Annotated in this window: 23 protein-coding genes; 13 read left to right on the forward strand and 10 right to left on the reverse strand. The window is 64.4% G+C overall.

Annotated features, from left to right (window positions below):
* Positions 1-47 precede the first annotated feature (47 nt).
* Positions 48-326, reverse strand: coding sequence for a hypothetical protein (locus tag ACQ5ID_RS06230; RefSeq protein ID WP_429911593.1), 279 nt, complete (start codon positions 324-326; stop codon positions 48-50).
* A 295-nt stretch (positions 327-621) separates the two neighbouring features.
* On the opposite strand from ACQ5ID_RS06230, the gene ACQ5ID_RS06235 reads away from it, so the two are divergent.
* From ACQ5ID_RS06235 to ACQ5ID_RS06245, 3 genes are read left to right on the forward strand one after another with little or no spacing between them, the layout of a single operon-like run.
* Positions 622-1,218 (forward strand): YceI family protein, encoded by a 597-nt coding sequence (locus tag ACQ5ID_RS06235; RefSeq protein WP_429911594.1) that lies wholly within the window; start codon positions 622-624, stop codon positions 1,216-1,218.
* 6 nt (positions 1,219-1,224) lie between these two features.
* Entirely contained in the window at positions 1,225-1,809 is a 585-nt protein-coding gene (locus ACQ5ID_RS06240) for a cytochrome b (RefSeq protein ID WP_429911595.1), read from the forward strand.
* Between the two features lie 36 nt (positions 1,810-1,845).
* Entirely contained in the window at positions 1,846-2,403 is a 558-nt protein-coding gene (locus tag ACQ5ID_RS06245) for a YceI family protein (RefSeq protein ID WP_429911596.1), read from the forward strand.
* Positions 2,404-2,556: 153 nt separating this feature from the next.
* On the opposite strand, the gene ACQ5ID_RS06250 is transcribed toward ACQ5ID_RS06245, so the two are convergent.
* Entirely contained in the window at positions 2,557-3,123 is a 567-nt protein-coding gene (locus tag ACQ5ID_RS06250) for a DciA family protein (RefSeq protein WP_429911597.1), read from the reverse strand.
* Here ACQ5ID_RS06250 and mutY point away from each other — a divergent pair.
* A complete protein-coding gene (gene mutY / locus ACQ5ID_RS06255) occupies positions 3,122-4,237 on the forward strand; it encodes an A/G-specific adenine glycosylase (RefSeq protein WP_429911598.1) in 1,116 nt (371 codons plus the stop codon). The two genes, ACQ5ID_RS06250 and mutY, sit on opposite strands and share 2 nt — an antisense overlap.
* A 167-nt stretch (positions 4,238-4,404) precedes the next feature.
* On the opposite strand, the gene ACQ5ID_RS06260 is transcribed toward mutY, so the two are convergent.
* The 3 genes from ACQ5ID_RS06260 to ACQ5ID_RS06270 all read right to left on the reverse strand — a co-directional run bounded on the left by ACQ5ID_RS06260 (position 4,405) and on the right by ACQ5ID_RS06270 (position 7,542).
* Entirely contained in the window at positions 4,405-5,505 is a 1,101-nt protein-coding gene (locus tag ACQ5ID_RS06260) for a site-specific DNA-methyltransferase (protein WP_429911599.1), read from the reverse strand.
* 56 nt (positions 5,506-5,561) lie between these two features.
* Positions 5,562-6,149 carry a ribonuclease HII gene (locus ACQ5ID_RS06265; RefSeq protein WP_429911600.1) on the reverse strand — a complete coding sequence of 196 codons (588 nt, stop codon included), beginning with the start codon at positions 6,147-6,149 and terminating at the stop codon, positions 5,562-5,564.
* Between the two features lie 289 nt (positions 6,150-6,438).
* On the reverse strand, positions 6,439-7,542 hold the full coding sequence (locus ACQ5ID_RS06270) for a PA0069 family radical SAM protein (protein WP_429911601.1): 1,104 nt from the start codon (positions 7,540-7,542) through the stop codon (positions 6,439-6,441).
* Positions 7,543-7,627: 85 nt separating this feature from the next.
* Between ACQ5ID_RS06270 and ACQ5ID_RS06275 the strand changes: the two genes are divergently transcribed.
* Both ACQ5ID_RS06275 and ACQ5ID_RS06280 read left to right on the forward strand, forming a co-directional pair.
* Positions 7,628-8,341 carry a TIGR04283 family arsenosugar biosynthesis glycosyltransferase gene (locus ACQ5ID_RS06275; protein WP_429911602.1) on the forward strand — a complete coding sequence of 238 codons (714 nt, stop codon included), beginning with the start codon at positions 7,628-7,630 and terminating at the stop codon, positions 8,339-8,341.
* Positions 8,338-9,045, forward strand: a complete 708-nt coding sequence (locus ACQ5ID_RS06280; RefSeq protein WP_429911603.1) for a TIGR04282 family arsenosugar biosynthesis glycosyltransferase — start codon at positions 8,338-8,340, stop codon at positions 9,043-9,045. Before ACQ5ID_RS06275 ends, ACQ5ID_RS06280 begins: the two co-directional genes overlap by 4 nt.
* Here the strand turns inward: ACQ5ID_RS06280 and ACQ5ID_RS06285 are convergent.
* On the reverse strand, positions 9,042-9,836 hold the full coding sequence (locus ACQ5ID_RS06285; protein WP_429911604.1) for a uracil-DNA glycosylase: 795 nt from the start codon (positions 9,834-9,836) through the stop codon (positions 9,042-9,044). The two genes, ACQ5ID_RS06280 and ACQ5ID_RS06285, sit on opposite strands and share 4 nt — an antisense overlap.
* Positions 9,837-10,019: 183 nt before the next feature.
* On the opposite strand from ACQ5ID_RS06285, the gene ACQ5ID_RS06290 reads away from it, so the two are divergent.
* From ACQ5ID_RS06290 to ACQ5ID_RS06305, 4 genes are read left to right on the forward strand one after another with little or no spacing between them, the layout of a single operon-like run.
* Positions 10,020-11,687, forward strand: a complete 1,668-nt coding sequence (locus tag ACQ5ID_RS06290) for an electron transfer flavoprotein-ubiquinone oxidoreductase (RefSeq protein WP_429911605.1) — start codon at positions 10,020-10,022, stop codon at positions 11,685-11,687.
* On the forward strand, positions 11,662-13,389 hold the full coding sequence (locus tag ACQ5ID_RS06295; protein ID WP_429911606.1) for a tetratricopeptide repeat protein: 1,728 nt from the start codon (positions 11,662-11,664) through the stop codon (positions 13,387-13,389). The genes ACQ5ID_RS06290 and ACQ5ID_RS06295 overlap by 26 nt, the downstream gene beginning before the upstream one ends.
* Positions 13,386-14,282: a 4-(cytidine 5'-diphospho)-2-C-methyl-D-erythritol kinase gene (locus ACQ5ID_RS06300; protein WP_429911607.1), complete on the forward strand. Its 897-nt coding sequence runs from the start codon at positions 13,386-13,388 to the stop codon at positions 14,280-14,282. Before ACQ5ID_RS06295 ends, ACQ5ID_RS06300 begins: the two co-directional genes overlap by 4 nt.
* Entirely contained in the window at positions 14,282-15,310 is a 1,029-nt protein-coding gene (locus ACQ5ID_RS06305) for a glycosyltransferase family 4 protein (RefSeq protein ID WP_429911608.1), read from the forward strand. Before ACQ5ID_RS06300 ends, ACQ5ID_RS06305 begins: the two co-directional genes overlap by 1 nt.
* Here ACQ5ID_RS06305 and ACQ5ID_RS06310 read toward each other — a convergent pair.
* The gene (locus tag ACQ5ID_RS06310; protein WP_429911679.1) at positions 15,304-16,260 is read right to left on the reverse strand and encodes a polyprenyl synthetase family protein; all 957 of its coding nucleotides are present in this window, start codon (positions 16,258-16,260) and stop codon (positions 15,304-15,306) included. The two genes, ACQ5ID_RS06305 and ACQ5ID_RS06310, sit on opposite strands and share 7 nt — an antisense overlap.
* 175 nt (positions 16,261-16,435) lie before the next feature.
* Between ACQ5ID_RS06310 and ACQ5ID_RS06315 the strand changes: the two genes are divergently transcribed.
* The 3 genes from ACQ5ID_RS06315 to ACQ5ID_RS06325 are packed head-to-tail and all read left to right on the forward strand — an operon-like array spanning position 16,436 to position 17,573.
* Positions 16,436-16,657: a DUF2007 domain-containing protein gene (locus tag ACQ5ID_RS06315; RefSeq protein WP_429911609.1), complete on the forward strand. Its 222-nt coding sequence runs from the start codon at positions 16,436-16,438 to the stop codon at positions 16,655-16,657.
* A complete protein-coding gene (locus ACQ5ID_RS06320) occupies positions 16,654-17,433 on the forward strand; it encodes a methyltransferase (protein ID WP_429911610.1) in 780 nt (259 codons plus the stop codon). Before ACQ5ID_RS06315 ends, ACQ5ID_RS06320 begins: the two co-directional genes overlap by 4 nt.
* Positions 17,430-17,573, forward strand: coding sequence for a hypothetical protein (locus tag ACQ5ID_RS06325; RefSeq protein WP_371394928.1), 144 nt, complete (start codon positions 17,430-17,432; stop codon positions 17,571-17,573). The genes ACQ5ID_RS06320 and ACQ5ID_RS06325 overlap by 4 nt, the downstream gene beginning before the upstream one ends.
* Here ACQ5ID_RS06325 and ACQ5ID_RS06330 read toward each other — a convergent pair.
* From ACQ5ID_RS06330 to glyS, 3 genes are all read right to left on the reverse strand, one after another.
* Positions 17,570-18,322, reverse strand: coding sequence for a cell wall hydrolase (locus ACQ5ID_RS06330; protein WP_429911611.1), 753 nt, complete (start codon positions 18,320-18,322; stop codon positions 17,570-17,572). The genes ACQ5ID_RS06325 and ACQ5ID_RS06330 overlap by 4 nt on opposite strands.
* Positions 18,323-18,573: 251 nt before the next feature.
* The gene (gene ppdK / locus ACQ5ID_RS06335) at positions 18,574-21,240 is read right to left on the reverse strand and encodes a pyruvate, phosphate dikinase (protein WP_429911612.1); all 2,667 of its coding nucleotides are present in this window, start codon (positions 21,238-21,240) and stop codon (positions 18,574-18,576) included.
* Positions 21,241-21,308: 68 nt separating this feature from the next.
* Positions 21,309-23,495 carry a glycine--tRNA ligase subunit beta gene (glyS, locus tag ACQ5ID_RS06340; protein WP_429911613.1) on the reverse strand — a complete coding sequence of 729 codons (2,187 nt, stop codon included), beginning with the start codon at positions 23,493-23,495 and terminating at the stop codon, positions 21,309-21,311.
* Positions 23,496-23,510: the final 15 nt, after the last annotated feature.

Raw genomic sequence — 23,510 nt, forward strand, 5'->3', positions numbered from 1 at the left:
GCGGGAACGACGACATGAGGGGCAGCCTGGAGCGGGCGGGGGGACTCCTACTTTGGGTCAGGACAGCCGGTGAGAATGCTGAAAGCACTGGGCGTAGGCCGCAACGGGAGATCGACGGCTTCCGGATCATCCTCAAGAATGATGACGCGGTAGGCATTACAATCCACTAGCGGCCTTGCTGCCGTGTCCACATCCCTAGTCGCCAGCGCGGCAGCGAGCTCACGCCCGCCTTCGGTGGCGCGCGCATCAAGCAGCGAGGCCGCTCCAAGCGCCGCCGCGAGAACGGCCATCCCTGCAACCAGAATTGCGCCCAGCAGCCGCAGCATGACCGGCCTCCCATCACGTAATTCTACATTGGTGGGGCGGGACTGGCACGGGGAAAATGGCCGCGTGGTTCCAAAAATGGATCCCGGGTCAAGCCCGGGACCCCGGTTGAGAGGCTCGGTGATAACCACCGGGGTCCCGATCCCCGAGCCGGGATCCAATTCTCGTTTTCCCGACGCAAGCCGGGACCCAGAAAGGCTGGGCACCGGTTTACGCCGGTGAAACGAACAAGGGTGATCCATGACATCTCCGCCGTCCGCCCTAGCTTTGAGTTCTGCCTTGAAGGACACTGGCCCCATGCGTCTGGCCCTTGCTGCGATAACGCTCCTGCTGACGGCCTGCGTCTCCGCGCCGGTGACGGACCCCGCCCGGCTGCCTGCGGGCGTGTGGGAGCTGGATAGCGAGCACACGAGCGTCACCTGGCAGGTGCGCCATCTGGGGCTTTCCTGGTACACGGCGCGCTTTGATGGCGTGCGCGCAAGCCTTCAGTTCGATCCCGCCAATCCGGAAGCCGCCGAACTCACCGCAATCGTGGACGCGGCTTCGGTCTCTACCGGCGATCCTGATTTTGACCAAACCTTGCGCGGGCGCGGCTGGCTGGATGCCGCTCGCCACCCGGAAATCGTCTTTGTTTCGAACCGGATAGTGGTGACAGGTGAGAGGGCGGGCGAAGTTCATGGCCTCCTCACGCTTAAAGGGGTCACCCACCCTGTCATTATGGAAACAGAGTTTTACGGCGGCGTCTTCAATCCGCTGATCCAGCGTAACATGCTGGGATTTAGAGGCTATTTCGAGATCGACCGGACGCAGTTCAACGTTGGCCGCTTGCCAGGCAATTTCATTGGCGACACGGTGCGCCTATCTATCGAGGCGGAATTTGTCGCAAGGGATTAGGGCGCGATGACGAGCACCACCGAAACACCCCGCTACACGGCTGTTGCCATCATCCTCCACTGGCTGATGGCGGCCCTGCTGGTCGGCATGATCTTCATGGGCTGGCAGATGGAGGATATGCGCGATCAGGCGCTGGCCGGCGAACTCACCTTTGCCGAGGTGCAGACCTATTATAACTGGCACAAGACCATCGGGATCAGCCTTCTGGTGCTGGCGCTGGTCCGTCTTGGCTGGCGGCTGACGCACAAGGTTCCGCCTCTGCCCGCCACCATGAAGCCGTGGGAAGCAATAGCCGCGCGCGCCACGCATATCGCTTTCTACGCGGTGATGATCGCCATGCCGCTGGTTGGCTGGCTGACAGCCTCGGCGACCAATTTTCCCTCCTACATCGCCAATAACCCCGCGCTGGAACTGCCGCATCTGCCGGTGCCCAATGAGGCCTACGAGCCGCTGGGGTCTATCCATAGCGCCGGCGCGTGGGTGATCTTCGCGCTGCTGGCCCTGCATGTCGGCGCGGCGCTGAAACATCATTTCGTCAACAGGGATGATGTGCTGACGCGCATGATCCCCTTCCTGAAATTCCGCGTATAACTACAAGAAAAACAATCCTTTTGCGGAGAACTCCCCATGATCCGTTCGTCCATCGCCGCTATTGCCTTTGCCCTGACCGGCACGTTTCCACTATCTGCGCAGGTGGCTGCGCAGGACTGGGTTATCGATACAGCGGCGTCTGAAGTCACCGCCGAAACCCGAGTGTTCGGCCAGGCCGTGACGGCCAGTTTCGCCGAGTTCTCAGCCGAGATCACATTCGATCCGGAGGACCTTGAAAACGCGAGTATTTCCGCGCGCGTGACCAGCGAGACTGGCACTATTCCCAATCGTGAATATCAAAGCGCACTCGTCAGCCGTGACGGCCTCTACCCGGCGGAATATTCCGAAGCCATCTTCGTGTCCGATGAGATCGTGGCGACAGATGAGGGCTATGAGGCACGCGGCACCCTGACCATCAAGGGCGAAAGCCGCGATGCCGTCCTGCCCTTCACCGTCGAGATCAGCGATGGCCGCGCCGTGGCGCAAGGCACACTGGAAATCCTGCGGGCAGACTTCGGCGTCGGCGGCTCCAGCTGGGCCGAGGTCGCGCCGAACGTCACCGTGCGCCTGCATATCGAGGCAGATGCGGGGTAGGGTTGCGCCAAGCTGTCATTCCCCGGTGGCGCAGCCATCCGGGGAACCCATGCCTGCAAAGAGCGACCGGGCGGAAAGATTGAGGCATGGGTCCCCCGGACCTCGCTAACGCTCGGCCGGAGGATGACAGCATTGGATAGGGCGAGGGCGATGCTACCCCCCCTCGCGCTCCCTTACCGCCGCCTCGAAATCAGCCAGCGCCGCGGCCAGCCGTTCTGCCGGATCGGCGGGCGGTTCGGGCAAGGGTTCGGCGCGTTTGACCACCCGGCTTGCCGCGCGGCGTACTGGCCCGGCGGGCGCAGCTAGCGAGCCTTGCACGATGCGCAGGCGCTTGGGCGCTTTGCCGGCATATTGAGCCACCCGCTCCAGTATCACGCCCGATTGCGCCTCGATCAGCGCGGCGGCAGGCCCGCGCGCCCGCACGGTCAGCGTGCCTGATTGCAGCTTTTCAGGGCTGGTCCAGCGCGCCAGTGCCTCGCCCACAATCGCCTCCCAATGCTCCTCCAGCTCGGACGCACCCGGCCCGAAGGCGCGCGCCAGCGGACGCAGCACCTTGGCCAGCGCACGTCCGGCGGGCGGCGGAGGCTTGATGGCGGGTTTCCCCCGGTGATCGACGGCCCACAGATCAGCCTCCGCGCGCGAGACGGCATCGCTTTTCGAGCGTATGCGCCTGCGCTGCGTGATTGCCTTTTGGCGATCGTGTTTCCAGCTTTCATCCATGAGCACAGTGTCGGCACTTCGAGATGATGCGGCAAGCCCGGCGAGCGGTGACATCGCCGCCATGCGCGCCCGCCTGCTGGCCTGGTATGACCGGGAGGGGCGCACCCTGCCCTGGCGCATCCGCCCTGAAGAGCGCGCGGCGGGGCGCGCGTCAGACCCGTATGCGGTCTGGCTGTCGGAGATCATGCTGCAGCAGACGACTGTGCCGCATGCCGCGCCGTACTATGCGAAATTCCTGTCGCTCTGGCCCACGGTTCATGACCTTGCCAATGCGCCGCGCGAGGAAGTGATGGCCGCGTGGGCGGGGCTTGGATACTACGCCCGCGCGCGCAATCTGCATGCCTGCGCACAGGCGGTATCGCGTGAGTTGGCGGGCGTGTTCCCTAGCGATCTGGAAGGGCTTCGCGCGCTGCCGGGCATTGGTGAATACACCGCCCACGCCATCCGCGCCGCCGCCTTCAACCTGCCCGCCAGTGTGGTGGACGCCAATGTGGAGCGGGTGATTACGAGGATCTTCCGCATCGAAACCCCGCTGCCCTCTGCCAAGCCGCAAATCCGTAAAGCGGCCGCCAGCCTGGCTGATCCGGATCGTCCGGGAGACTATGCACAGGCCATCATGGATCTGGGCGCTGTTGTCTGCACGCCGCGCGCACCCTCATGCGGGGCGTGTCCGTGGGAGGTGCATTGCGCTGCGCGCGCGGCGGGCGATCAGGAGCGCTATCCGGTGAAAGCCGCGAAGAAGGCAAAGCCCGTGCGCCATGGCCTCGCCTTTGTGGTCTTTCGCGGATCAGGCGAGGCGCGCGAAGTGCTGGCACGCACACGCCCCGACAAGGGATTACTCGGCGGGATGCTGGAAGTGCCGGGAACGGACTGGTTGGACGATGCCGGCGCGTTGCCGTCACCAGAGGAGGCTGCTCCGCTGGCGCTCAGATGGCGCGAAGCGGGCCGCGTCACCCACGTCTTCACGCATTTTGAATTGCGCCTGACTGTCTTTGCCGCGCCGTTCGATGCACGGGCCAGCCTGCCCGATGGCGCGCGCTGGGTGGGCGTACATCCGATCCGCGCAGCGGGGCTGCCTACAGCGATGAAGAAGGCCGTGCAGGCGGCGTTGTGAACGCAAATTGTCATCCTCCGGCCGAGCGTCAGCGAGGTCCGGGGGACCCATTCCTGTGACGGACATGCACGCGGAGGCTCTCAGGCATGGGTCACCCGCATGAAGCGGGTGATGACACTGGAGAGGCATCGCAGTCGCCGGGAAAGGCCCGGAGGTTGGGGGTGTCCCTAAGCCTCTTCCATTTCCGCGCGGATGCGGCTGCGTAAGACATCGATGGGCATCAGCGTGCCATTGCGGCGGATATGCCAGAACGTCCAGCCATTGCACGAGGGCGCGCCTTGCACGGCTGCGCCGACCTGATGGATGGAGCCGGTTTCGCCGCCGCCTGTGACCGAGCCGTCAGCGCGCACGCGCGCGGTGCGCCGCCCTTGCGCGCAGAACAGCGTGTCGCCGGGCTTGATCAGACCGGCTTCGACCACATTGCCGAACGGAATGCGCGGCAATGAGCGTTTCGAGGCTGTCACCTGCAGCGCGCTGGCATCGCCGGGGCTGATCGCCTCGATGCGCTGGCGGGCGAGGGTCACATAGTCGGCGTCTGCCTCGATACCGATGAATTTGCGCCCCAGCTTGCGTGCCACTGCGCCCGTGGTGCCGGTGCCGAAGAACGGGTCGAGCACGATCTGGCCAGGATGGGTGGTGGAGAGCAGCACGCGGTGCAGCAGCGCCTCCGGCTTCTGCGTCGGGTGGGCCTTGCGGCCATCGCCCGCTTTCAGGCGCTCACCGCCCGAGCAGATCGGCAGCGTCCAGTCAGAGCGCATCTGCACGCCGTCATTAAGCGATTTCATCGCGGCGTAGTTGAACGTCACCTTGCTGGTCTTGTGCTTGGCGGCCCAGATCAGGGTCTCGTGCGCATTGGTAAAGCGCGTGCCCTTGAAGTTCGGCATCGGGTTGGATTTGCGCCAGATAACGTCATTGAGCACCCAGAAGCCCATATCCTGCAGGAACGTGCCGACGCGGAATATGTTGTGATAGCTGCCAATGGTCCACAGCGCGCCATCCTCTTTCAGGATGCGCCGCGCCTCTTCCAGCCAGCCGCAGGTGAACAGATCATACTCGTCGAACCCGCCAATCTGGTCCCAGTCATTATCGACCGCGTCCACCTTGGAATTGTCCGGGCGGTGCAGATCGCCGCCAAGCTGGAGGTTGTAGGGCGGATCGGCAAAGATCAGATCCACACTGTTGTCAGGCAGGGTCTGCATGATCTCCACGCAGTTCCCGTGCAGGACCTGATTTATCGGCAAAACAGTTGACACCAGCGCCACCCTCATTCGTATCCGGTGCAAAAGGCTTGAAATGATACGCCTAACGAGGGGTTAAGCGCGAATCACCCGTGTGCACTTTTTTCTGCCGCAGCCGCGACAGGCCGGTACGAAAACCGGTGGATGGGGGTGGCCCCCAGCCCTTGCAGGGCATAGATATGGGCCTTTGCGCCATAGCCTTTATGGCCCTCCAGCGCGTATCCGGGCCAGCGCAGTGCCGCTTCGATCATCAGCGCGTCGCGCACGGTTTTTGCGATGATGGAGGCGGCAGAAATCACCGGCTCGCTGCCATCGCCGCCGATAATCGCTTCTGCCGGGCAGTCCAGATGCGGCAGGCGGTTGCCATCCACCAGCACCATTTCGGGCGCGAGGGCCAGATTGCGGCAGGCGCGCGACATGGCCCGCATCGTGGCCTCCAGCACGTTGACGCGGTCTATCTCGGCCGGCTCGGCAATGCCAACGCCCACTATTGCTTCAGCGCGGATCACGGCAGCCAGCGCCTCGCGGCGTCTGGCGGTGAGCTTTTTGGAGTCCGCCAGCGCCGACAGGGCTGAAAAACCCGCAGGCAGGATGACCGCTGCCGCCACGACCGGCCCGGCCAGCGGCCCGCGCCCAGCCTCGTCTATGCCTGCGGTAATCGCGTCTGTGGCCATACCGCCTTGCTAGGGCGGTGCGCACGAGGGGTAAAGGGGGGAGGTAGCCATCCCTTGTCATCACCCGCTTCATGCGGGTGATCCATGCCCAAGCCCTCGTCCTTCGAGACGGCTTCTGACGAAGCCCCTCAGGATGAGGGCTTTGGGATGCGCTTTTCCCTCATCCTGAGGGTGAGCGAAGCGAACGTCTCGAAGGACGAGGGAAAAGCTAGCTCTCAGGCATGGATGGCCCGGACACCCGCCTGCGCGGGCGCAGGCAAGCCGGGCCATGACAACCAGGTAGGCAAAATCAAAACAGGCTCAACTGATCGCTCTCCTTCTCCGGCACGGTGAAAAGACCGGTGCGCAGCGGCACTACTTTCCGCGACAGCCCGTTTGCCCGGCAGGCGCGTTCAAAGCGGGCGCGGATCAGCTCCGCCACAGGGCCTTCGCCGCGCATGCGGGCATGAAAGCGGCTGTCATACGCCTTGCCGCCGCGCGTGCTCTCGATCAGCCCCATGATCTTCTTGGCTGACAGGGGGCGCTCTACCGAGAGCCATTGTTTAAAGAGCGGCTCCACCTCCAGCGGCAGGCGCAGCAGCACATAGCTGGCATGGCGGGCTCCGGATTTTGCCCCTGCGCCGAGCAGGTTTTCCAGCTCGTGATCGTTGAGCCCCGGTATCATGGGCGAGGTGAAGACGCTGACCGGCACGCCCGCTTCGCTCAATGCCGTGATGGCTGAAAGCCGCCGGGTTGGCGTGGACGCGCGCGGCTCCATGGTGCGCGCCAGTTTCGCATCCAGCGTCGTCACCGAGATCGCCACATGGGCGAGACCCATGCCCGCCAGCTCCTGCAATAGATCGAGATCGCGCAACACGCCCGCCGACTTGGTGATGATGCTGACCGGGTGTCTGAACGCCAGGCAGGTTTCAAGAATGGCGCGGGTAATGCGCAAATCGCGCTCCACCGGCTGGTAGGGATCGGTATTGCTGCCCATGGCCAACACGCGCGGGACGTAGCCGGGCTTTGAAAACGCCTTGCGCAAAAGCTCCGCCGCGCCGGGCTTGAAGAAGATGACGCTCTCAAAGTCCAATCCGGCCGAATACCCCCAATAGGCGTGGGTGGGCCGTGCAAAACAGTAGATGCAGCCATGTTCACAGCCCCGGTAGGGGTTCACAGACTGGTCAAAGCTAATATCCGGACTGTCATTCGTTGCGATGATGGAGCGCGCGCCATCGCGGATCAGCGTGGTCTTGATCTGGCGCGGCGGCGCGTCGCTATGCCAGCCATCATCGACCGGCTCCGCGGTGGCGCGCTCAAACCGGCCGGCGGCATTGGATTTCGCGCCTCTTCCGCTGGGTTGGAAGGGCTCGGGCAGGGCCTCTGACTGGCGAGCGGGGGTGATCGCGTTCATGGCCGGACGTTGACTCGAAATCTGGAACAATTCAAGAACAAAATCGCATTGACGAGGCTCGCCGCCCGTGCACCTTATGGCGCGCATGAGCCATGTGATTGTTATCATTCCCGCACTGAACGCGGCCCCCTCCCTGCCGGACACATTCGCCAGCCTGGAGCCGGCAATAGCGTGCGGGCTGGTCTCGCGCTGGGTGCTGGCCGATGGCGGGTCGGGCGATGCCACGGTGAAGCTCGCCCGCGCGCGCGGATTTGATGTGGTGAAGTCCTTGCAGGGGCGCGGGTTGCAGCTCGCCGCCGGTGCGGGCCGCGCGATGGAAAGTGCAGGCGAGGGCGGCTGGCTGCTTTTCCTGCACGCGGACACAAGGCTGGAGCCGGGCTGGGCGAAATCGGTAAAAGCCTTCATGGCGGAGCATGCGGGCGGGGATGTGGCGGGCTATTTCCAGTTTGCGCTGGATGATGACAGCGCGCCTGCGCGCCGTCTGGAGCGGTTTGTGGCCTGGCGCTGCGCGGCGTTTGGCTTGCCCTATGGCGATCAGGGATTGCTCATTCCGGCGCAGTTTTATGAGCGCCTTGGCGGATACCGCCTGATGCGCCTGTTTGAGGATGTGGAGCTGGTCCGACGGATCGGCAGAGGGCGGTTGAAGCCCTTGCCAGCGCGCGCCGTCACCAGCGCAGAGCGTTTCCGCTCCGAGGGATATCTGCGCCGCTCTGCGGCCAATCTGATCCTGCTGGCGCGCTATTTTCTGGGGGCAGACCCGGAAAAGCTGACGCGGGCCTATGGCAGGCGCAAGGCATGAGAAAGCCGCGCCTCATCGTCTTTGCCCGCGCGCCGGTGATTGGCGGGGCGAAGACGCGCCTTGCCGCCGGTATCGGCAAGGTGATGGCGTGGCGCGCCTACCGGGCGATGACGGCAAAGACGCTTCGGGCCGTGCGTGACGATGCGCGCTGGCGAACCGTGCTGGCGGTCAGTCCGGACAGCGCCATCACTCGCGCGTTCGGCAAGGTCTGGCCGGATGATCTGGCGCGCTGGCCGCAAGGGGGCGGCGATCTCGGCGCGCGTCAGGCAAGGGTGTTTGCCGGAGCTGGAGGATGGCTTTCCTCCCCCGTTCACGGGGGAGGTGGCCTGAAAGGCCGGAGGGGGGAAGTTCTTTCAAGAGTGTCCCCCCCTCGCCCCCTGCGGGGGCACTCCCCCCGTGAACGGGGGGAGAAAAGGGGAAGCGCGCTTCCCATCGCGATCATCGGCACCGACGCGCCCGATATCACGCGGCGCGATGTGGCGCGGGGCTTTGCCCTGCTCAAACGCCACGACGCCGTAATCGGCCCGGCGAGTGATGGCGGCTACTGGCTGCTGGCTCTCAAAGCGCCACCACCGCTCGGCCTGTTTGATGGCATACGCTGGTCGAGCGTCCACACGCGCCGCGATCTGGAAGCCCGCCTGCGCGCCCACGGCCTCACCCGTATCGCCTATTTGCGTGAACTGGCCGATGTGGATGAGGCTTAGGAGATCTCTTCCAGCTTCTCCTGAAGGCTCAGCAGGTCGGCCCAGGCTTTGGCCTTCTCCTGCGGGCGGCGCAGGAGGAAGGCCGGGTGGAAAGTCGGCAGGGCCGGGGCGGAATGGCCTCCGGCGGTCACTTGCGACCAGCGTCCGCGCAGCGCCATGATCCCTTGCGGTGTTTTCAGCATGGCCTGTGTGGAAATGCCGCCGACAAGCAGGATCAGGCGGGGCTTTGCCAGCGCGATATGGCGCTCCACGAAGGGGCGGCAGATTTCAATCTCTTCGGTCGAGGGCTTGCGGTTTCCGGGCGGTCGCCAGAATACGACATTGGTGATGTAGGCGCTGGTCTCATCCAGCCCGATGGCGGCCAGCATGCGGTCGAGAAGCTGCCCCGAACGCCCTACGAAGGGCAGGCCCTCGCGGTCCTCATCCTGGCCGGGGCCTTCGCCGATCACCATCAGCGGCGCACCTGCGTTGCCGCGTGCGAACACGGTATTGCGCGCGGTGCGTTTGAGATCACACCCGTCAAAGCTCTCCACAGCGGCTTTCAGGGCCGCGACGTCAGTGGCGGCGCTCGCCATCGCGCTCGCGTCCTGCGCCGGCTTTTCCGGCGCTGCAGGCGCTGATTTCACCGCAGGGGCTGCGGGTGCGGCCTTGCGCTCCGGCGCGCTTGTGCGCAGCGCGGCGGGCGGAGCGGGGGGTATGTCCACCGCGATCCCGACATCATCCCACCAGCCCACAAGGCTTTTCAGCGCGGACAGCGCATCGGCTTGAGAGGGTGGTTGGTCAGGCGTCACGCGTCGGGGTCCGTTCTGTCTTTTGAGGATTATCCGCGCTCTGCGCTTTTTGCTGGTGCGGCGCGGCTGATGGCCTAGCTCATTTCCGAGCGGTAAGCTAAGACGGGACAGGGCCTCGCGCAAACGCTGGTGTCAAGCTGGCGCATATATCCAGCGCGGGAAGAAGAACTGACGGGAGGCAACATGGCTGACGGCGAGATCCAGCGCGACGCAATGGAATATGATGTGGTGATTGCAGGTGGCGGACCTGCGGGTCTGGCTGCTGCCATCCGCATCCGGCAACTGGCCGAGGCCGAAGGCCGCGAGGTCTCCGTTGCCGTGATCGAGAAAGGCTCCGAGATTGGCGCCCACATTCTCTCCGGCGTGGTGTTTGATCCCAAGGCGCTCGACGAGCTGTTTCCTGACTGGCGCGATGATCCGTCCCAGCCCTTCGATACAGAAGTGACGAGCGACAAGTTCGTGGCGCTGGGCGAGTCCGGTTCGGCCACCTTCCCCGGCTTCGCCATGCCGGGCTTCATGCACAATCACGGCTGCTATATCGGCTCGCTGGGCAATCTGTGCCGCTGGCTCGCTGAAAAAGCTGAGGCCATGGGCGTGGAGATCTATCCCGGCTTCCCGGCAGCAGAGCTGATCGAGGAAGACGGCGTCATCAAGGGCGTCATCACCGGCGATATGGGCGTGGCGCGCGATGGCAGCCACAAGGACATGTACCAGCCGGGCATGGAGCTGCGCGCGAAATACACGCTGTTTGCCGAAGGCGCGCGCGGCAGCCTCTCCAAGCAGCTCATCAAGCGCTTCAATCTCGATGAGGGGCGCGAGCCGCAAAAATACGGTCTCGGCATGAAGGAACTCTGGCGCGTGAAGCCGGAGAACCACAAGAAGGGTCTGGCCATGCACACCATGGGCTGGCCGCTCTCCAACGATACGGGCGGCGGCTCGTTCATGTACCATTTTGGCGATAATCTGGTCGCCATCGGCTTTGTGGTGCACCTCAATTACAAGAACCCGAACCTGTTTCCGTTTGGCGAATTCCAGCGCCTGAAAACCCATCCCGATATCGCGCCGATCTTTGAAGGGGCAGAGCGCCTGTCCTATGGCGCGCGTGCCATCACCGAGGGTGGTTTCCAGTCGGTGCCGAAGCTGGCCTTCCCCGGCGGCGCGCTGATCGGCTGCTCGGCCGGTTTCGTCAACGTGCCGCGCATCAAGGGCAGCCATAACGCCATGAAGACCGGCATGCTGGCCGCTGAAGCTGCCTTTGCCGCGCTGGGCGAGAGCCGCCAGCATGATGTGCTCGACGCCTATGAGGCGGCCTATGACAAGTCTTGGGTCAAGGCGGAGCTGAAAAAGGTCCGCAATGTCAAACCGCTCTGGACCAAATGGGGTACGCTCATCGGTATCGGTCTTGGCGGGATGGATATGTGGACGAACGAGCTGTTCGGCTTCTCCATCTTCGGTACGCTGGGCCATGGCGGGGCGGACTACGAGGCGACCAAGCCCGCCGGTCAGTGCAAGAAAATCGACTATCCCAAGCCCGATGGCGTGCTGACCTTCGACAGGCTTTCCTCGGTGTTCATTTCGAACACCAACCATGAGGAAGACCAGCCCGTTCACCTGAAAGTGGCTGACATGCCCTTGCAGAAGTCGAGCGAGTACGATGTCTATGGCGGACCGTCCGCGCGCTACTGCCCGGCAGCGGTCTATGAGTGGGTCGAGGACGGCGCAGAGCCGAAATTCGTCATCAATGCGCAGAACTGCGTCCACTGCAAAACCTGCGACATCAAGGATCCCAACCAGAACATCAACTGGACAACGCCAGAGGGAGCCGGTGGCCCGAACTATCCCAACATGTAGTCCGCAAGCGCCGTCCTGGCGCTCACCGCTGGCCGGTCTGTTGCGGGTGGCGGTATGCCTGCCCGTGCTGGCGGTGTCGTGCGCGCTGCCACACGGCTTTGTGCAGGAGGAAGAGGCAAGCGTCTACGGAGCGTTTCTGGCCGGGCGCTATGCCGGATCGTCACGCTCCACGGTGGAGTCCTCGCGCTTTTATTCAGAAGCGCTGAGCCTTGAGCCCGGCTCATCGCTCTTGTCCGAGCGGGCCTTCTATTCGGCCCTGCTGGCAGGCGAGTTTGGCCGGGCCGACGAGCCTGCACGCATTGCCGGGGATCACCCGGACGGCTTGCAACTGGCGCATATCTACCTGAAGGGCGGCGAGCTGGCCGGGCGTGTGCGTGGACCGTCGGTCGAGCTGGAAGACCCGTTTGGCCCGTTCGGCGCGATGGTGTCTTCCATGCTGGATGACTGGCTTCTGGTGCGCGCTGGCCGGGCCTCTGAAGCGGCTGATCGTCCGGTCACGGCCTCTGCAGGGCTGACCGGGCATATCATGCTCCACCGGGGCATGATCCTGGAGGCAGCCGGGCGCATGGAGGCGGCTGATGAAGCCTACCGCGCCGCCTATTCGGGCCTCGATATGGAAGGCTTCACCACGATCGTGCGTGGTGGATTCTTCGAGCGCCAGGGACGGCGCGATGAAGCGCGGCGTCTTTATGAAACGCATCTGAACCGCGGCGCCGGCCAGCGCGACCCGGAAGTAGTGCAGGCGCTTGCCCGTCTGAATGCCGGACGCCGCCCCCCGGCCCGGTTCACGCCGGCGCAGGCTGCGGCGCGCTCCATGTTTGCGCCTGCGGCCATGCTGAACGCGTCGGCACCGGCGGAGTATTCCGCGCTCTATCTGCGCATCGTGCAGAGCATTGACCCGGACTTTGACCGCAACACCATGCTTCTGGCCACGGTACTGGACCGTCTCGGGCTGGAGGATGATGCCGTTGCGGCCTTTGATACGGTGGACAGCCCGCCCTTCATGGAGCAGGCGCGCGTCGATGCAGCCTGGACCCAGTTCCGGCGCGGTGACCAGACCGATGCGCTGGCACGCGCCCGCTCGCTGGTCTCAGCTCAGATGGCCGAGCAGCCGCGCCTGCTTCTGGCCGATATCTACCGGCTGACAGGCCATTGCGACGATGCGGTGGCCCTCTATGACGATGTTCTGGCCCAACGGGCCGCTGAAGGCCGCAATATGGACTGGCGGCATATTTTCTACCGCTCGGTCTGCCTGCAGATCGCCGGCGACTGGGCGGGCGCAGAAGAAGGCTTCCTGCAGGCACTGGCTCTGGAACCCGATGAGGCGCGGGTACTCAACCATCTGGGTTATAACTGGATTGTGCTGGGCGAGCGGGTGAATGAGGGCCTTGCCCTCGTCGAGCGGGCTGCCGAGCTGGCACCCGATAACGGGGCGATCCTGGACAGTCTGGGATGGGGCCATTTCAAGATGGGCCGGTACGAGGAAGCCGTGGAATGGCTGGAGCGTGCGGTCGAGCTGTCGCCCGCCAACGCGACCATTCACTGGCATCTGGGCGATGCCTATGCGCGTGCCGGACGCGAGCTTGAGGCTGGTTTCCAATGGCAGCGTGCGCTGGATCTGACCGGTGATCCGCGCGAGGAAGCCCTGCTTGAAGCACGCCTGTCACAGGGTCTGGAAGGCGCGCCAGAGGATATTGAATGACCGGGCCTGAGACGGGGAGGCTGACAGCCTTCGCGCCTGCCAAGATCAATCTGACCTTGCGTGCCGGGCCGCCGCGCGCCGATGGCTATCATCCTGTGCAAAGCCTTGTCGTGTTTGCCGATTGGGGTGACACGCTGCACGCCAGCCCGGCCAGTGATCTCAGCCTGCAGCTGGAAGGCCCTTTTGCGCAGGCTCTGGCCGGCGATTCCCATAATCTGGTGCTCAAGGCAGCCTGGGCGCTGCGCGCGGCCGCCGACCGTCCTCAACTTGGCGCGCGTCTGGTGCTGGACAAGCAATTGCCATTGGCGTCCGGCATGGGCGGCGGCTCTGCCGACGCGGCAGCGGCCTTGCGCGTGCTCAATGATCTGTGGGAGCTGGGTTTCTCGACGCGCGCGCTGGCCGAGATTGGCAGCGTGGTCGGCGCTGATGTGCCAGCCTGCGTCTGGTCGCGCCCCTTGCTGATGGAAGGCATTGGCGAGGAAATCAGGGTCTTGCCCGCCTGGCCGGAACTGAACGCCGTTATCGTCAATCCGGGCAGGCCGGTATCGACGCCGGACGTGTTCGCGGCCCTTGATCAGGACAGTGACCGCAAGGGATTTGGCGCGCTGGCGCGATTGCCCGTTGCCGGAGACCCCGCAGCGGCACTGGCGCTGGCGGCGGCAGGGCAGAACGATCTTGAGGCGGCGGCTATGACACTGGAACCGGCCATCAGCGACGTGCTGGCCGAACTCAATGCCTTCAGGGCCGTGCGTCTGGCGCGCATGTCCGGCTCCGGCGCCAGCTGCTTTGCGCTGACCGATGATGCTGCAGCGGCTGAAGGCGTGGCAATGGCGATTGCAGGAAACCACCCAGGCTGGACCGTCCGTGCCGTGCGCCTGGCCGGAGCGGCCTGATGGGCATGCTGATGGTCATAAGTGCGCTGCTGGCAGCGGCAGTCAGTTTCGCCATTGCCATGCTGGTGTGGAAGGCCGGGGTGCTGGACATGCCCGGCCACCGGTCCTTGCACGAAACGCCCACCCCGCGCGGGGGCGGTATCGGCATGCTGGCCGCAGCCGGGGTCACGGGGATCATGCTGGCCCTGTTGCCGGTGCCGGGCGGGAGCGCGCTGGCCATTCTGGCGCTGACCACCCTCATGGGCGCGCTAGGCGTGGCCGATGATCTGTTCGGCCTGTCTTCCCGCACGAAATTTGCCCTGATGGCCGCCATAGCCCTTATTACGGCGTGGTTCATCGGTGTGCCGGGCTATTTTGCCCTGACAGAGAGTGTGTATCTCGCCTTGCCGGTATGGGTGGCGCTGGCCGGTGCGGGCCTGTTCATTTTCGTCACAATCAACGCCGTCAATTTCATGGACGGCTCAGACGGCATGCTGGTTGCCGGTCTTTTGCCCGGCGGTGCAGGGCTGGTGCTGGCGGGGCTTGCCACCGGCCATCTTGATGCGGCCTTTGCCGGCACGGCGCTGGCCGGCGGCCTTGCGGGCTTCTTCCTGCTGAACAAGCCGCCCGCGCGCGTGTTTGCCGGAGATGGCGGATCGCTCAGCGCAGGCGCGCTCTATGCGGGCGGTGCGCTGGCGATGGCAGGATCAGGCTTCTCCGGCGCGCTCTGGCTCGCTCCGCTCTTCATCCTGCCGTTTCTGGCTGATGTGCTGCTGACCATGGCCCGGCGCGCCGCTGGCAGGCGGCTGGACATGCAGGCCCACCGCGAACACCTCTATCAGCGCCTGATCGCAGCCGGATGGAGCCATGGCGGGGTGGCGGTTCTCTATGCGGGCGCGAGTGCGCTGTGCGTGCTGGCGGGTCTTCTGGCGCTGCAGGGACCGCAAGGCGCGCCATTCCTGGCCTTTGCCCTGATGACGGGTGTGCTGAGTGCGCTCTACCTGATCGGCGGGCGTTATGCTGCAAGGCTGGCGGGCAGCGTTCAGTAGGCGCGGTCGACTACGAATTCGGCGAGCGCGGAAAGGGCCTCGCTCCAGTCATTGCGCGGGAAAATGCTCAAGGCGGACTGGGCATTGGCGGCATGGGTGCGCGCCTGTGCCAGCGTCTCATCCAGCGCGCCATGGCGTTTCAGTATCGCGATGGCCTCATCCAGATCGCCGTCTGTCTGGCTCTTGTCACCCAGCGTGCGGCTCCAGAAGGCGCGTTCCTCATCGCTGGCTTTTTCCAGTGCGAGAGTGACGGGCAGCGTGATCTTGCCCTCGCGGAAATCATCGCCCGTATTCTTGCCCAGCAGGGCGGCAAGCCCGCCATAATCAAGCGCATCATCAACCAGCTGGAAGGCCAGGCCCAGCTCGCGCCCATAGGTGTAGAGCGCGTCTTCCTCGGCCTTGGGCCGCCCCGCCAGAATGGGGGAGACCTGCGCAGCGGCGGCAAAGAGCGCCGCCGTCTTGGCGTCGATCACATCCATATAGCTTTGGCGCGACAGGGCGACATCGCCCACCAGCGCCAGCTGGCGCACTTCGCCCTCCGCAATGATGGCCGCAGCGCGCGACAGTACGTGCAGCGCGTCCAGCGAGCCGGAATCCACCATCAGCATGAAGGCTTGCGCAAACAGGAAATCGCCCACCAGCACGCTCTGCGGATTGCCCCAGATATGGTTGGCAGACGCCTTGCCGCGCCGCAGCTCGCTCTCATCGACCACATCATCATGCAGCAGCGTCGCGGTGTGGATCAGCTCGACAGCCCCGGCCAGCGCCAGATGGCCGTCGCCCTCATAGCCCAGCATGCGCGCGCTGGCGATCGTGATAAGGGGGCGTATGCGCTTGCCGCCTGCCTTGACCAGCCAGGCCGCCAGTTCCGGGATCAGCTCCACGGGGCTGGCCATGCGCTCGGTCAGCAGACCTTCCACGCGCACCATGTCGTTTCCGGCCAGCGCCATCAGCGTGGACACAGGATCGGGTATCGCCTGCGGCGTGTCTGAAAGGGGCAGTCCGTTCACGATGGGCTATACTCTTGCTAAGCGCGGGTTCGAGCCGCCACAATAGAAATGCGCTAGCGTGTCAGCAAGCGCAGGGCACTGCGGCCAATGAACCCGCTTCATCAGGAGATAGTGCGTGATCGAGATAGAGACCACCAACGATCCGGTAAAGCTGTCTTTCATTGAGGCTGTCCTGAAAGATGCCCGCATCAGATACGTCGTAACGGACGCAGAGACGGCCGGTATGTTTGGTGGCGCGGTGCCGTGGATAAAGCGCCGTGTGCTGGTGCCGGATGAGTATGCGGACAAGGCCCGCCGCCTCCTTGCCGATGCGCTGGGCAATACAGGCAAGGCATGAGCGCTATCGCCTCAGGCGAGGCTCAGCTAAGCCGGTCTACCCTGCATGATGGACGCGTGACGCTGGACCAGCCGGTCAAAGGCTATCGCGCCGGGCTGGATGCCGTCCTGCTGGCGGCGGCGCTGGAGCTGCGCCCCGGCGCCCATGCCTGCGAGTTTGGCTGCGGGGCAGGGGCCGCGCTCCTGTGCGCGGCGCGGCTGAACCCTGAAGCGCGTTTCACGGCGTTCGAGAAAGATCACTCCATGGCGGCGCTGGCCGCCGCGAATATTGCCCTGAATGATTGTGATGAGCGGATTGGGGTGGAAACCGGCGATGCGCTGGCGCTGGCGCTGGCCGGGGCGGCGCGGTTCGACGCGGTGTTTTCCAACCCGCCCTTCTTTGACGATGAGACCGCCTTGCGCCCGCCTTCGGCGGAAAAGCGCGGGGCCTGGATCAGCGATGCGCCGCTGGCAGACTGGATACGCGCGGGCCTGAAGGCACTGCGCCCGAGGGGTCAGATCGTGCTGATCCACAGGGCGGACCGGCTGGGCGATATTCTGGCGGAGTTTCAGGGCCGTGCAGGCGATATCGGCATATTGCCGGTCCATCCGCGCGCAGGCGAACCGGCCAAGCGGATCATCGTGCGGGCCGTGAAGGCCAGCCGCGCGCCCTTGCGCATACTGCCCGGCCTTATCGTGCATGGCGGGGAGGGGGAGCGGTTTACGCCTGAAGCGAAGGCGGTGCTGATGGGAGAGGCCCGCCTGGCCCTGCAGTCCCCGGAGAGGAGACGCCCATGATCGAGCTGACTATCGGCCTTGTCCTGCTGGCCATCATCTTCGCGCTGATATTCGGCCGCAATGCCCGCCAGAAACGCGAACGGGCCGCCGAAGCGGCCCGCAAAGCGGTTGAGCAACAACTCGAAAAAGACGGGCGCTAGACGCCGCGGTCGATCAGGTCGCGCTCGGCGCGGTTCGGCATGCGGTAGAAGATGTGATAGCCGATCCGGCGCGTCTGCACGAGGCTGGAAGACCAGCGCGGATTGACGCTGGCCGTGTGGAAGTGCGTGGCAGAGCGCGTCACCTGCGGGGCAAAGCCCAGCATGGCATGCTTGGCGACCAGCTGTGACTGGCGCCAGGCGCGGCCACGCGGCGCACGCTCGGTCGAGCCATCACACGAAAAGCTGAACTGGCACCCCGTAGCGCGCTCGGAGCCCTGATAGACCACACCGCAAATGCTGTCCGGATAGGCGCGGTGGCGCACCCGGTTCAGCACCACTTCGGCGACGGCCATCTGACCGCTGAGGGTTTCGCCGCGCGCTTCGTAATAGACGGCTTCGGCCAGGCAGTTCTGCTGGCGGCGCGCATCGCGGGCCAGCGAGAGATGCCCCAGATCAAATGTCTGCAGATCGTCCAGCGACCGGCCATTGACCTGCGGAACCATAAGCCCGTCTGAAGCGTCGATAGTGAAGGAAGCGGTCTGGAACAGGGCCTCGCCCTCTTCCCAGCTGCCTTCCAGCGCGCTGTCCAGATAGCGTTCGGCAATGGCCGACCAGAGTGCGTTATCGGCGCGCGCCGAAACCTCGCCGCTGACGAGCGGCAGGGCAGACATCACACCGATGGTTGTCGCAACGCCTGCAAGACGCGCAAATTCTGACAACGCTGAACGCAATCGCGTCGCGATAGCCATGCATACCTCTTCTTCCGCCTTGCCGTTCGGGTGCTGCGGCTTGCACGTCCCCATGCAATCTGCGCACCAGACCGAGCGCCAGAGATGGCACACATAGGGTGCCTGCTTCGGTTAGCAAGGTGTGAACGAAATCTGGCCATGCATACTCAAGTGCGCATGCAAGGTCAACAGCGCTGCACTGGCTGTTAACTATAGCCACAATTCCGCCCAACTTCAGTAATCGGAAAGTTCAGGCAAAGTGCAGGCTAGTCTTACTTGGCCTTCAATGCCGCCTGCGCCGCCGCCAGACGGGCAATCGGTACACGATAAGGTGAACACGAGACGTAATCGAGGCCGACCGACTCGCAGAACCGAATCGAGGCCGGGTCACCGCCATGTTCCCCGCAAATTCCGAGCTTTAGCTCCGGCCGGGCGGCCCGTCCGCGCTCCACGGCGATGCGGATAAGGTCGCCAACACCATCCTGGTCGATTGTTACAAACGGATCGCGCTCGAAAATCTGTGCTTCGAGATAAGCGCCCAGAAACTTGCCGGCATCGTCGCGAGACAGGCCGAACGTGGTCTGGGTCAAGTCATTCGTGCCGAACGAGAAGAATTCGGCAAATTCCGCTATGTCGCCCGCACGCAGGGCCGCGCGCGGAAGTTCGATCATGGTGCCGATAAGATACACCGGCGCTACGCCAGATTCGCGCTCCACATCGCGGGCCACGGCCGCCACGCGTACTTTGAGGATTTCCAGCTCCCTGGCGGTCGCAACCAGCGGGATCATCACTTCGGCCACGGGTTTGAAGCCGGTTTCCTTCTCCACCAGCGCCTGCGCCTCGAAGATGGCGCGCGCCTGCATCTCGTAGATTTCAGGGAAGGTGATGCCGAGCCGGCAGCCGCGATGGCCAAGCATCGGATTGGTTTCGGCGAGCGCCCGTGCGCGCTCCATCAGCGCGTCGGCGGGCAGGCCGGTCGCTTCGGAGACCGCTTTCACGTCTTCCTCATTATGGGGAAGGAATTCGTGCAGAGGCGGGTCGAGCAGGCGGATCGTGCAGGGGCGCTCCTCCATGATGCGGAAGATTTGCGCAAAATCATCGCGCTGCATGGGCAGGATCTTGGCCAGCGCATTGATGCGCCCGTCCTGATCTTCCGACAGGATCATCTCGCGCACAGCGGCGATGCGGTCGGCATCAAAGAACATGTGCTCGGTGCGGCAAAGCCCGATGCCTTCGGCGCCGAACTCCTTGGCCGTCTGCACATCGGCAGGCGTTTCGGCATTGGTGCGCACCTTCATGCGCCGCGCCGCGTCCGCCCAGCCCATCAGCTTGCCAAAATCACCGGTCAGCTCCGGCTTGATCATCTTGGCTTCGCCGAACAGCACTTCGCCGGTAGCGCCATCGACCGTGATGATGTCGCCATCGGTGATGGTGCGCCCGCGCGCGGTAAACTGCTTCTTGCCCGCATCGATGCGGATTTCGCCCGCGCCGGAGACGCAAGGCCGGCCCATGCCGCGCGCGACAACCGCGGCGTGGCTGGTCATGCCGCCGCGCGCCGTCACGATGGCCTGGGCTGCGTGCATGCCGTGAATGTCTTCAGGCGATGTTTCCACGCGTACCAGGATCACCTTCTCGCCAAGGCTGGCGCGGTGTTCGGCTTCATCGGAATCAAACACCGCCCGGCCCGATGCCGCACCCGGAGAGGCGGGCAGGCCCTTGGCGATCACGTCGCGCTGGTAATCCTCGGCGATGGTCGGGTGGAGCAGCTGGTCCAGCGCAGACGGGTCCACGCGCAGCACGGCCTCTTCCTGCGTAATCAGGCCGTCGTCGACCATGTCGCAGGCGATTTTCAGCGCCGCGCGCGCGGTGCGCTTGCCGTTGCGGGTCTGCAGCATCCAGAGCCGGCCCATCTCGACGGTGAATTCGATGTCCTGCATGTCGCGATAGTGGCGCTCCAGCGAGTCGAACACCTTTGCCAGCTCGCCATAGACTTCCGGCAGGGCCTCCTCCATGGAGGCTTGGGTGTCGCCCATCTTCTCGCGCATGGTCTTGGTCAGGCATTGCGGTGTGCGGATGCCCGCCACCACGTCCTCGCCTTGCGCATTGATCAGGAACTCGCCGTAATAGCCGCGCTCGCCGGTTGAAGGATCGCGGGTGAACGCAACACCCGTGGCCGAGCTGTCGCCCATATTGCCGAACACCATGGCCTGCACGTTGACAGCCGTGCCCCAGCTGGCGGGGATGTCATACATGCGCCGGTAGGTGATGGCCCGGTCATTCATCCACGAACCGAACACCGCTCCAACAGCGCCCCAGAGCTGGTCGCGCGGATCGGCGGGGAAGGGTTCGCCCAGCGCCGATTGCACGGCCGCCTTGTAGTCGGCGATGATCTCTTCCCAGCCCTCTGCCGTGATCTCGGTATCAAGCTGCAGGTCGTTCTCTTCCTTGTAGCGCTCAAGGATCTCCTCAAACTCGCTATGGGAGACGCCTAAGACCACGTCCGAATACATGGTGATGAAGCGGCGATAGCTGTCGAGCGCGAAGCGGCGGTCACCGGAGAGCTTGGCCAGCCCCTCTGCCGTCTCGTCATTCAGGCCCAGATTGAGGACCGTATCCATCATGCCCGGCATGGAGGCGCGGGCGCCCGAACGCACCGACACCAGCAGTGGATTGGCGGGATCGCCAAACGTCTTGCCGACCTTCTTCTCCAGGCTGGCGAGGGCGGCTTCCACCTGGCCTTCCAGCTCGGCCGGATAGGCGCGGTCATTGGCGTAAAACGCGGTGCAAACCTCGGTGGTCAGGGTGAAGCCCGGCGGGACGGGCAGGCCAAGGCGCGCCATCTCGGCAAGGTTTGCGCCCTTGCCCCCCAAAAGCGCGCGGGCATCGCCGGTCATCGCATCGGCTGCGCCGCCACCAAAGGCATAAACCCATTTCGTCATCGCCAGTGTACTCGCTCTTCCTAAGGTCCGCCGCGCTGGGGCGGTCATGTGATGTGCCGGGCGCCTGCCTAGCCTTCCAGCCTGTCAAAATCTGCCACAGCCCTCACCGCCGCGCAGATGCGCGACAATAGAACAAGTCTGTTGCGCCGCAACATGGGATCGTCCGCATTCACCGTAACCGCCTCGAAGAAGGCATCAACCGGCGCACGCAAAGAGGCCAGCGCCCGCATCGCCCCTTCAAAGTTTTCTGCCTGGAGTGCCTTCGCCGCATCGGTGCTTGCGGTCTGGATTTCACTTACAAGGACGCTCTCTTGCGGCGTGTCGGCCGTCTTGGCGATGGCTGCAAGCAGGGCGGCGTCCATAGCTTCGTTCGACCACGACAGATTATCATCCGGATCAGGAATTTCTCTCAGTATTTCAGAGGTGTATGCAACCGAGTTGAAGCCCTTCTTCTCCTCGGCAGAGAGAATGTTCTGTACCCGTTTGTAAGCAGCCAGCAGCGCAGACCCGTCATCGGTCTCCAGAAACGCCTGTAGCGCCCGCGACTTGTTCGTGACCCGTACCAGGTCGTCATCATTGCGCGCGAATACCGCATCGATCACGTCGTGGCGTACGCCCTCATCGCGGAGGTGGACCTTAAGGCGGTCGGCGAAGAACGAGAGGAGGTCTTTCGCTCGCTCAAGCCGAGCGTTCACAGCCACTTGATCCGAACGGACCGCCTTCAACAACTGCTCGATTGACTTCATGCCGCTTAAGGCTTGCAAGAGCGGAAGACGATACCCGCCCGCTTCAAGTATCCGAATAACCCCCAGCGCCGCGCGCCGCAGGGCGAACGGGTCTTTCGAGCCGGTGGGTTTTTCGTCTATCGCCCAGAAGCCAACCAGCGTATCGAGCTTGTCGGCGAGCGCGACCGCTGCGCTGACCGGCGCTGTCGGCACCGCGTCTGACGGGCCTTGCGGCTTGTAGTGATCGCGGATGGCGTCGGCGATCTCCGCCGGTTCACCCGCCGCCAGCGCATAATAGCGCCCCATCACGCCCTGAAGCTCGGGGAATTCATAGACCATCTGGCTGACGAGATCGGCCTTGGCGAGCTTCGCCGCGCGGTATGCCAGCTCCGGGTCTGCGCCCACAGCCGGGGCCAGTTCGCGCGCGAGCGCAGCGACGCGCTCCACCTTGTCGGCCAGCGTGCCGAGCTTTTCGTGGAAGGTGACCTTGGAGAGTTCACCCGCCATCGCGTCGAGGCCGCGCTTGCGGTCGAGATCCCAGAAATGGCGGGCATCAGACAGGCGCGCGGAGACCACGCGGGCCGCGCCATGGGCAATCGCATGTCCGCCATCTGTCGCGTCCTGATTGGCGATTTTTACAAATTTGGGGGCGATTTTGCCGGTCTTGGGATCACGCACCGCGAAGTATTTCTGGTGCACCTTCATGGTCAGCGCGATGACTTCGGCGGGCAGGTCGAGGAAGGCAGGGTCGATCTCGCCCAGCACCGCGACCGGCCATTCGGCAAGGCCCGTCACTTCGGCAAGCAGGCCCTCATCCTCGATCAGCTCAAGGCCGGCCTGCGCGCAGACGCGCTTTGCCCCCTCAAGGATGATGGCGGAGCGCTCGGCGCGCGTCAGCACCACGCCATTATCGCGCAAGCGTGCAGCGTAATCGGCATGGTCCTTCACCGCGAAGACGCGTTCACCCTTCGAATGGATGCGGTGGCCTTCGGTGAGGTTTGACGCCTCGATACCGAAGACGCTTACCGGCACGACCGCGCCGTCCAGCAGGCAGATGATGCGGTGCAGGGGGCGCACCCAGCGCTGGGCCCGCTCGCCTTCGCCAAACTTCATCGATTTTGGCCAGGGGAAGTTGCGGATCGCCGCTTCCAGCGCCTCGGCAATCACCGCGCCGGCATCGCGGCCCGGCTTCTCGATGACAGCGACATAGAAATCACCCTTGGGGGTGCTGTCGATGCGGCACTGATCGAGGCTTTCCAGCCCCGCCCCGCGCAGGAAGCCTTCAACCGCCTTATCGGGCGAGCCAACGCGCGGGCCTTTGCGCTCCTCGCTGACATCCGCCGTGCGGGCAGGGACCCCTTCCGCGACGAGACCAATGCGGCGCGGGCCGGAGAAGGTCTGAAGGCTCTCAACGCCAAGGCCCGCCGCCTTGAACGCCTCGCCCATCAGCCGGGCAAGGTCTTCTTCGGCCCGCGCCTGCATGCGGGCCGGGATTTCCTCGCAGAAGAGTTCGATGAGTAGCTGGGCCAAGGTAAAACGCGTCCG

It is taken from the genome of Glycocaulis sp. (genome assembly GCF_050485565.1).
GTDB lineage: Bacteria > Pseudomonadota > Alphaproteobacteria > Caulobacterales > Maricaulaceae > Glycocaulis.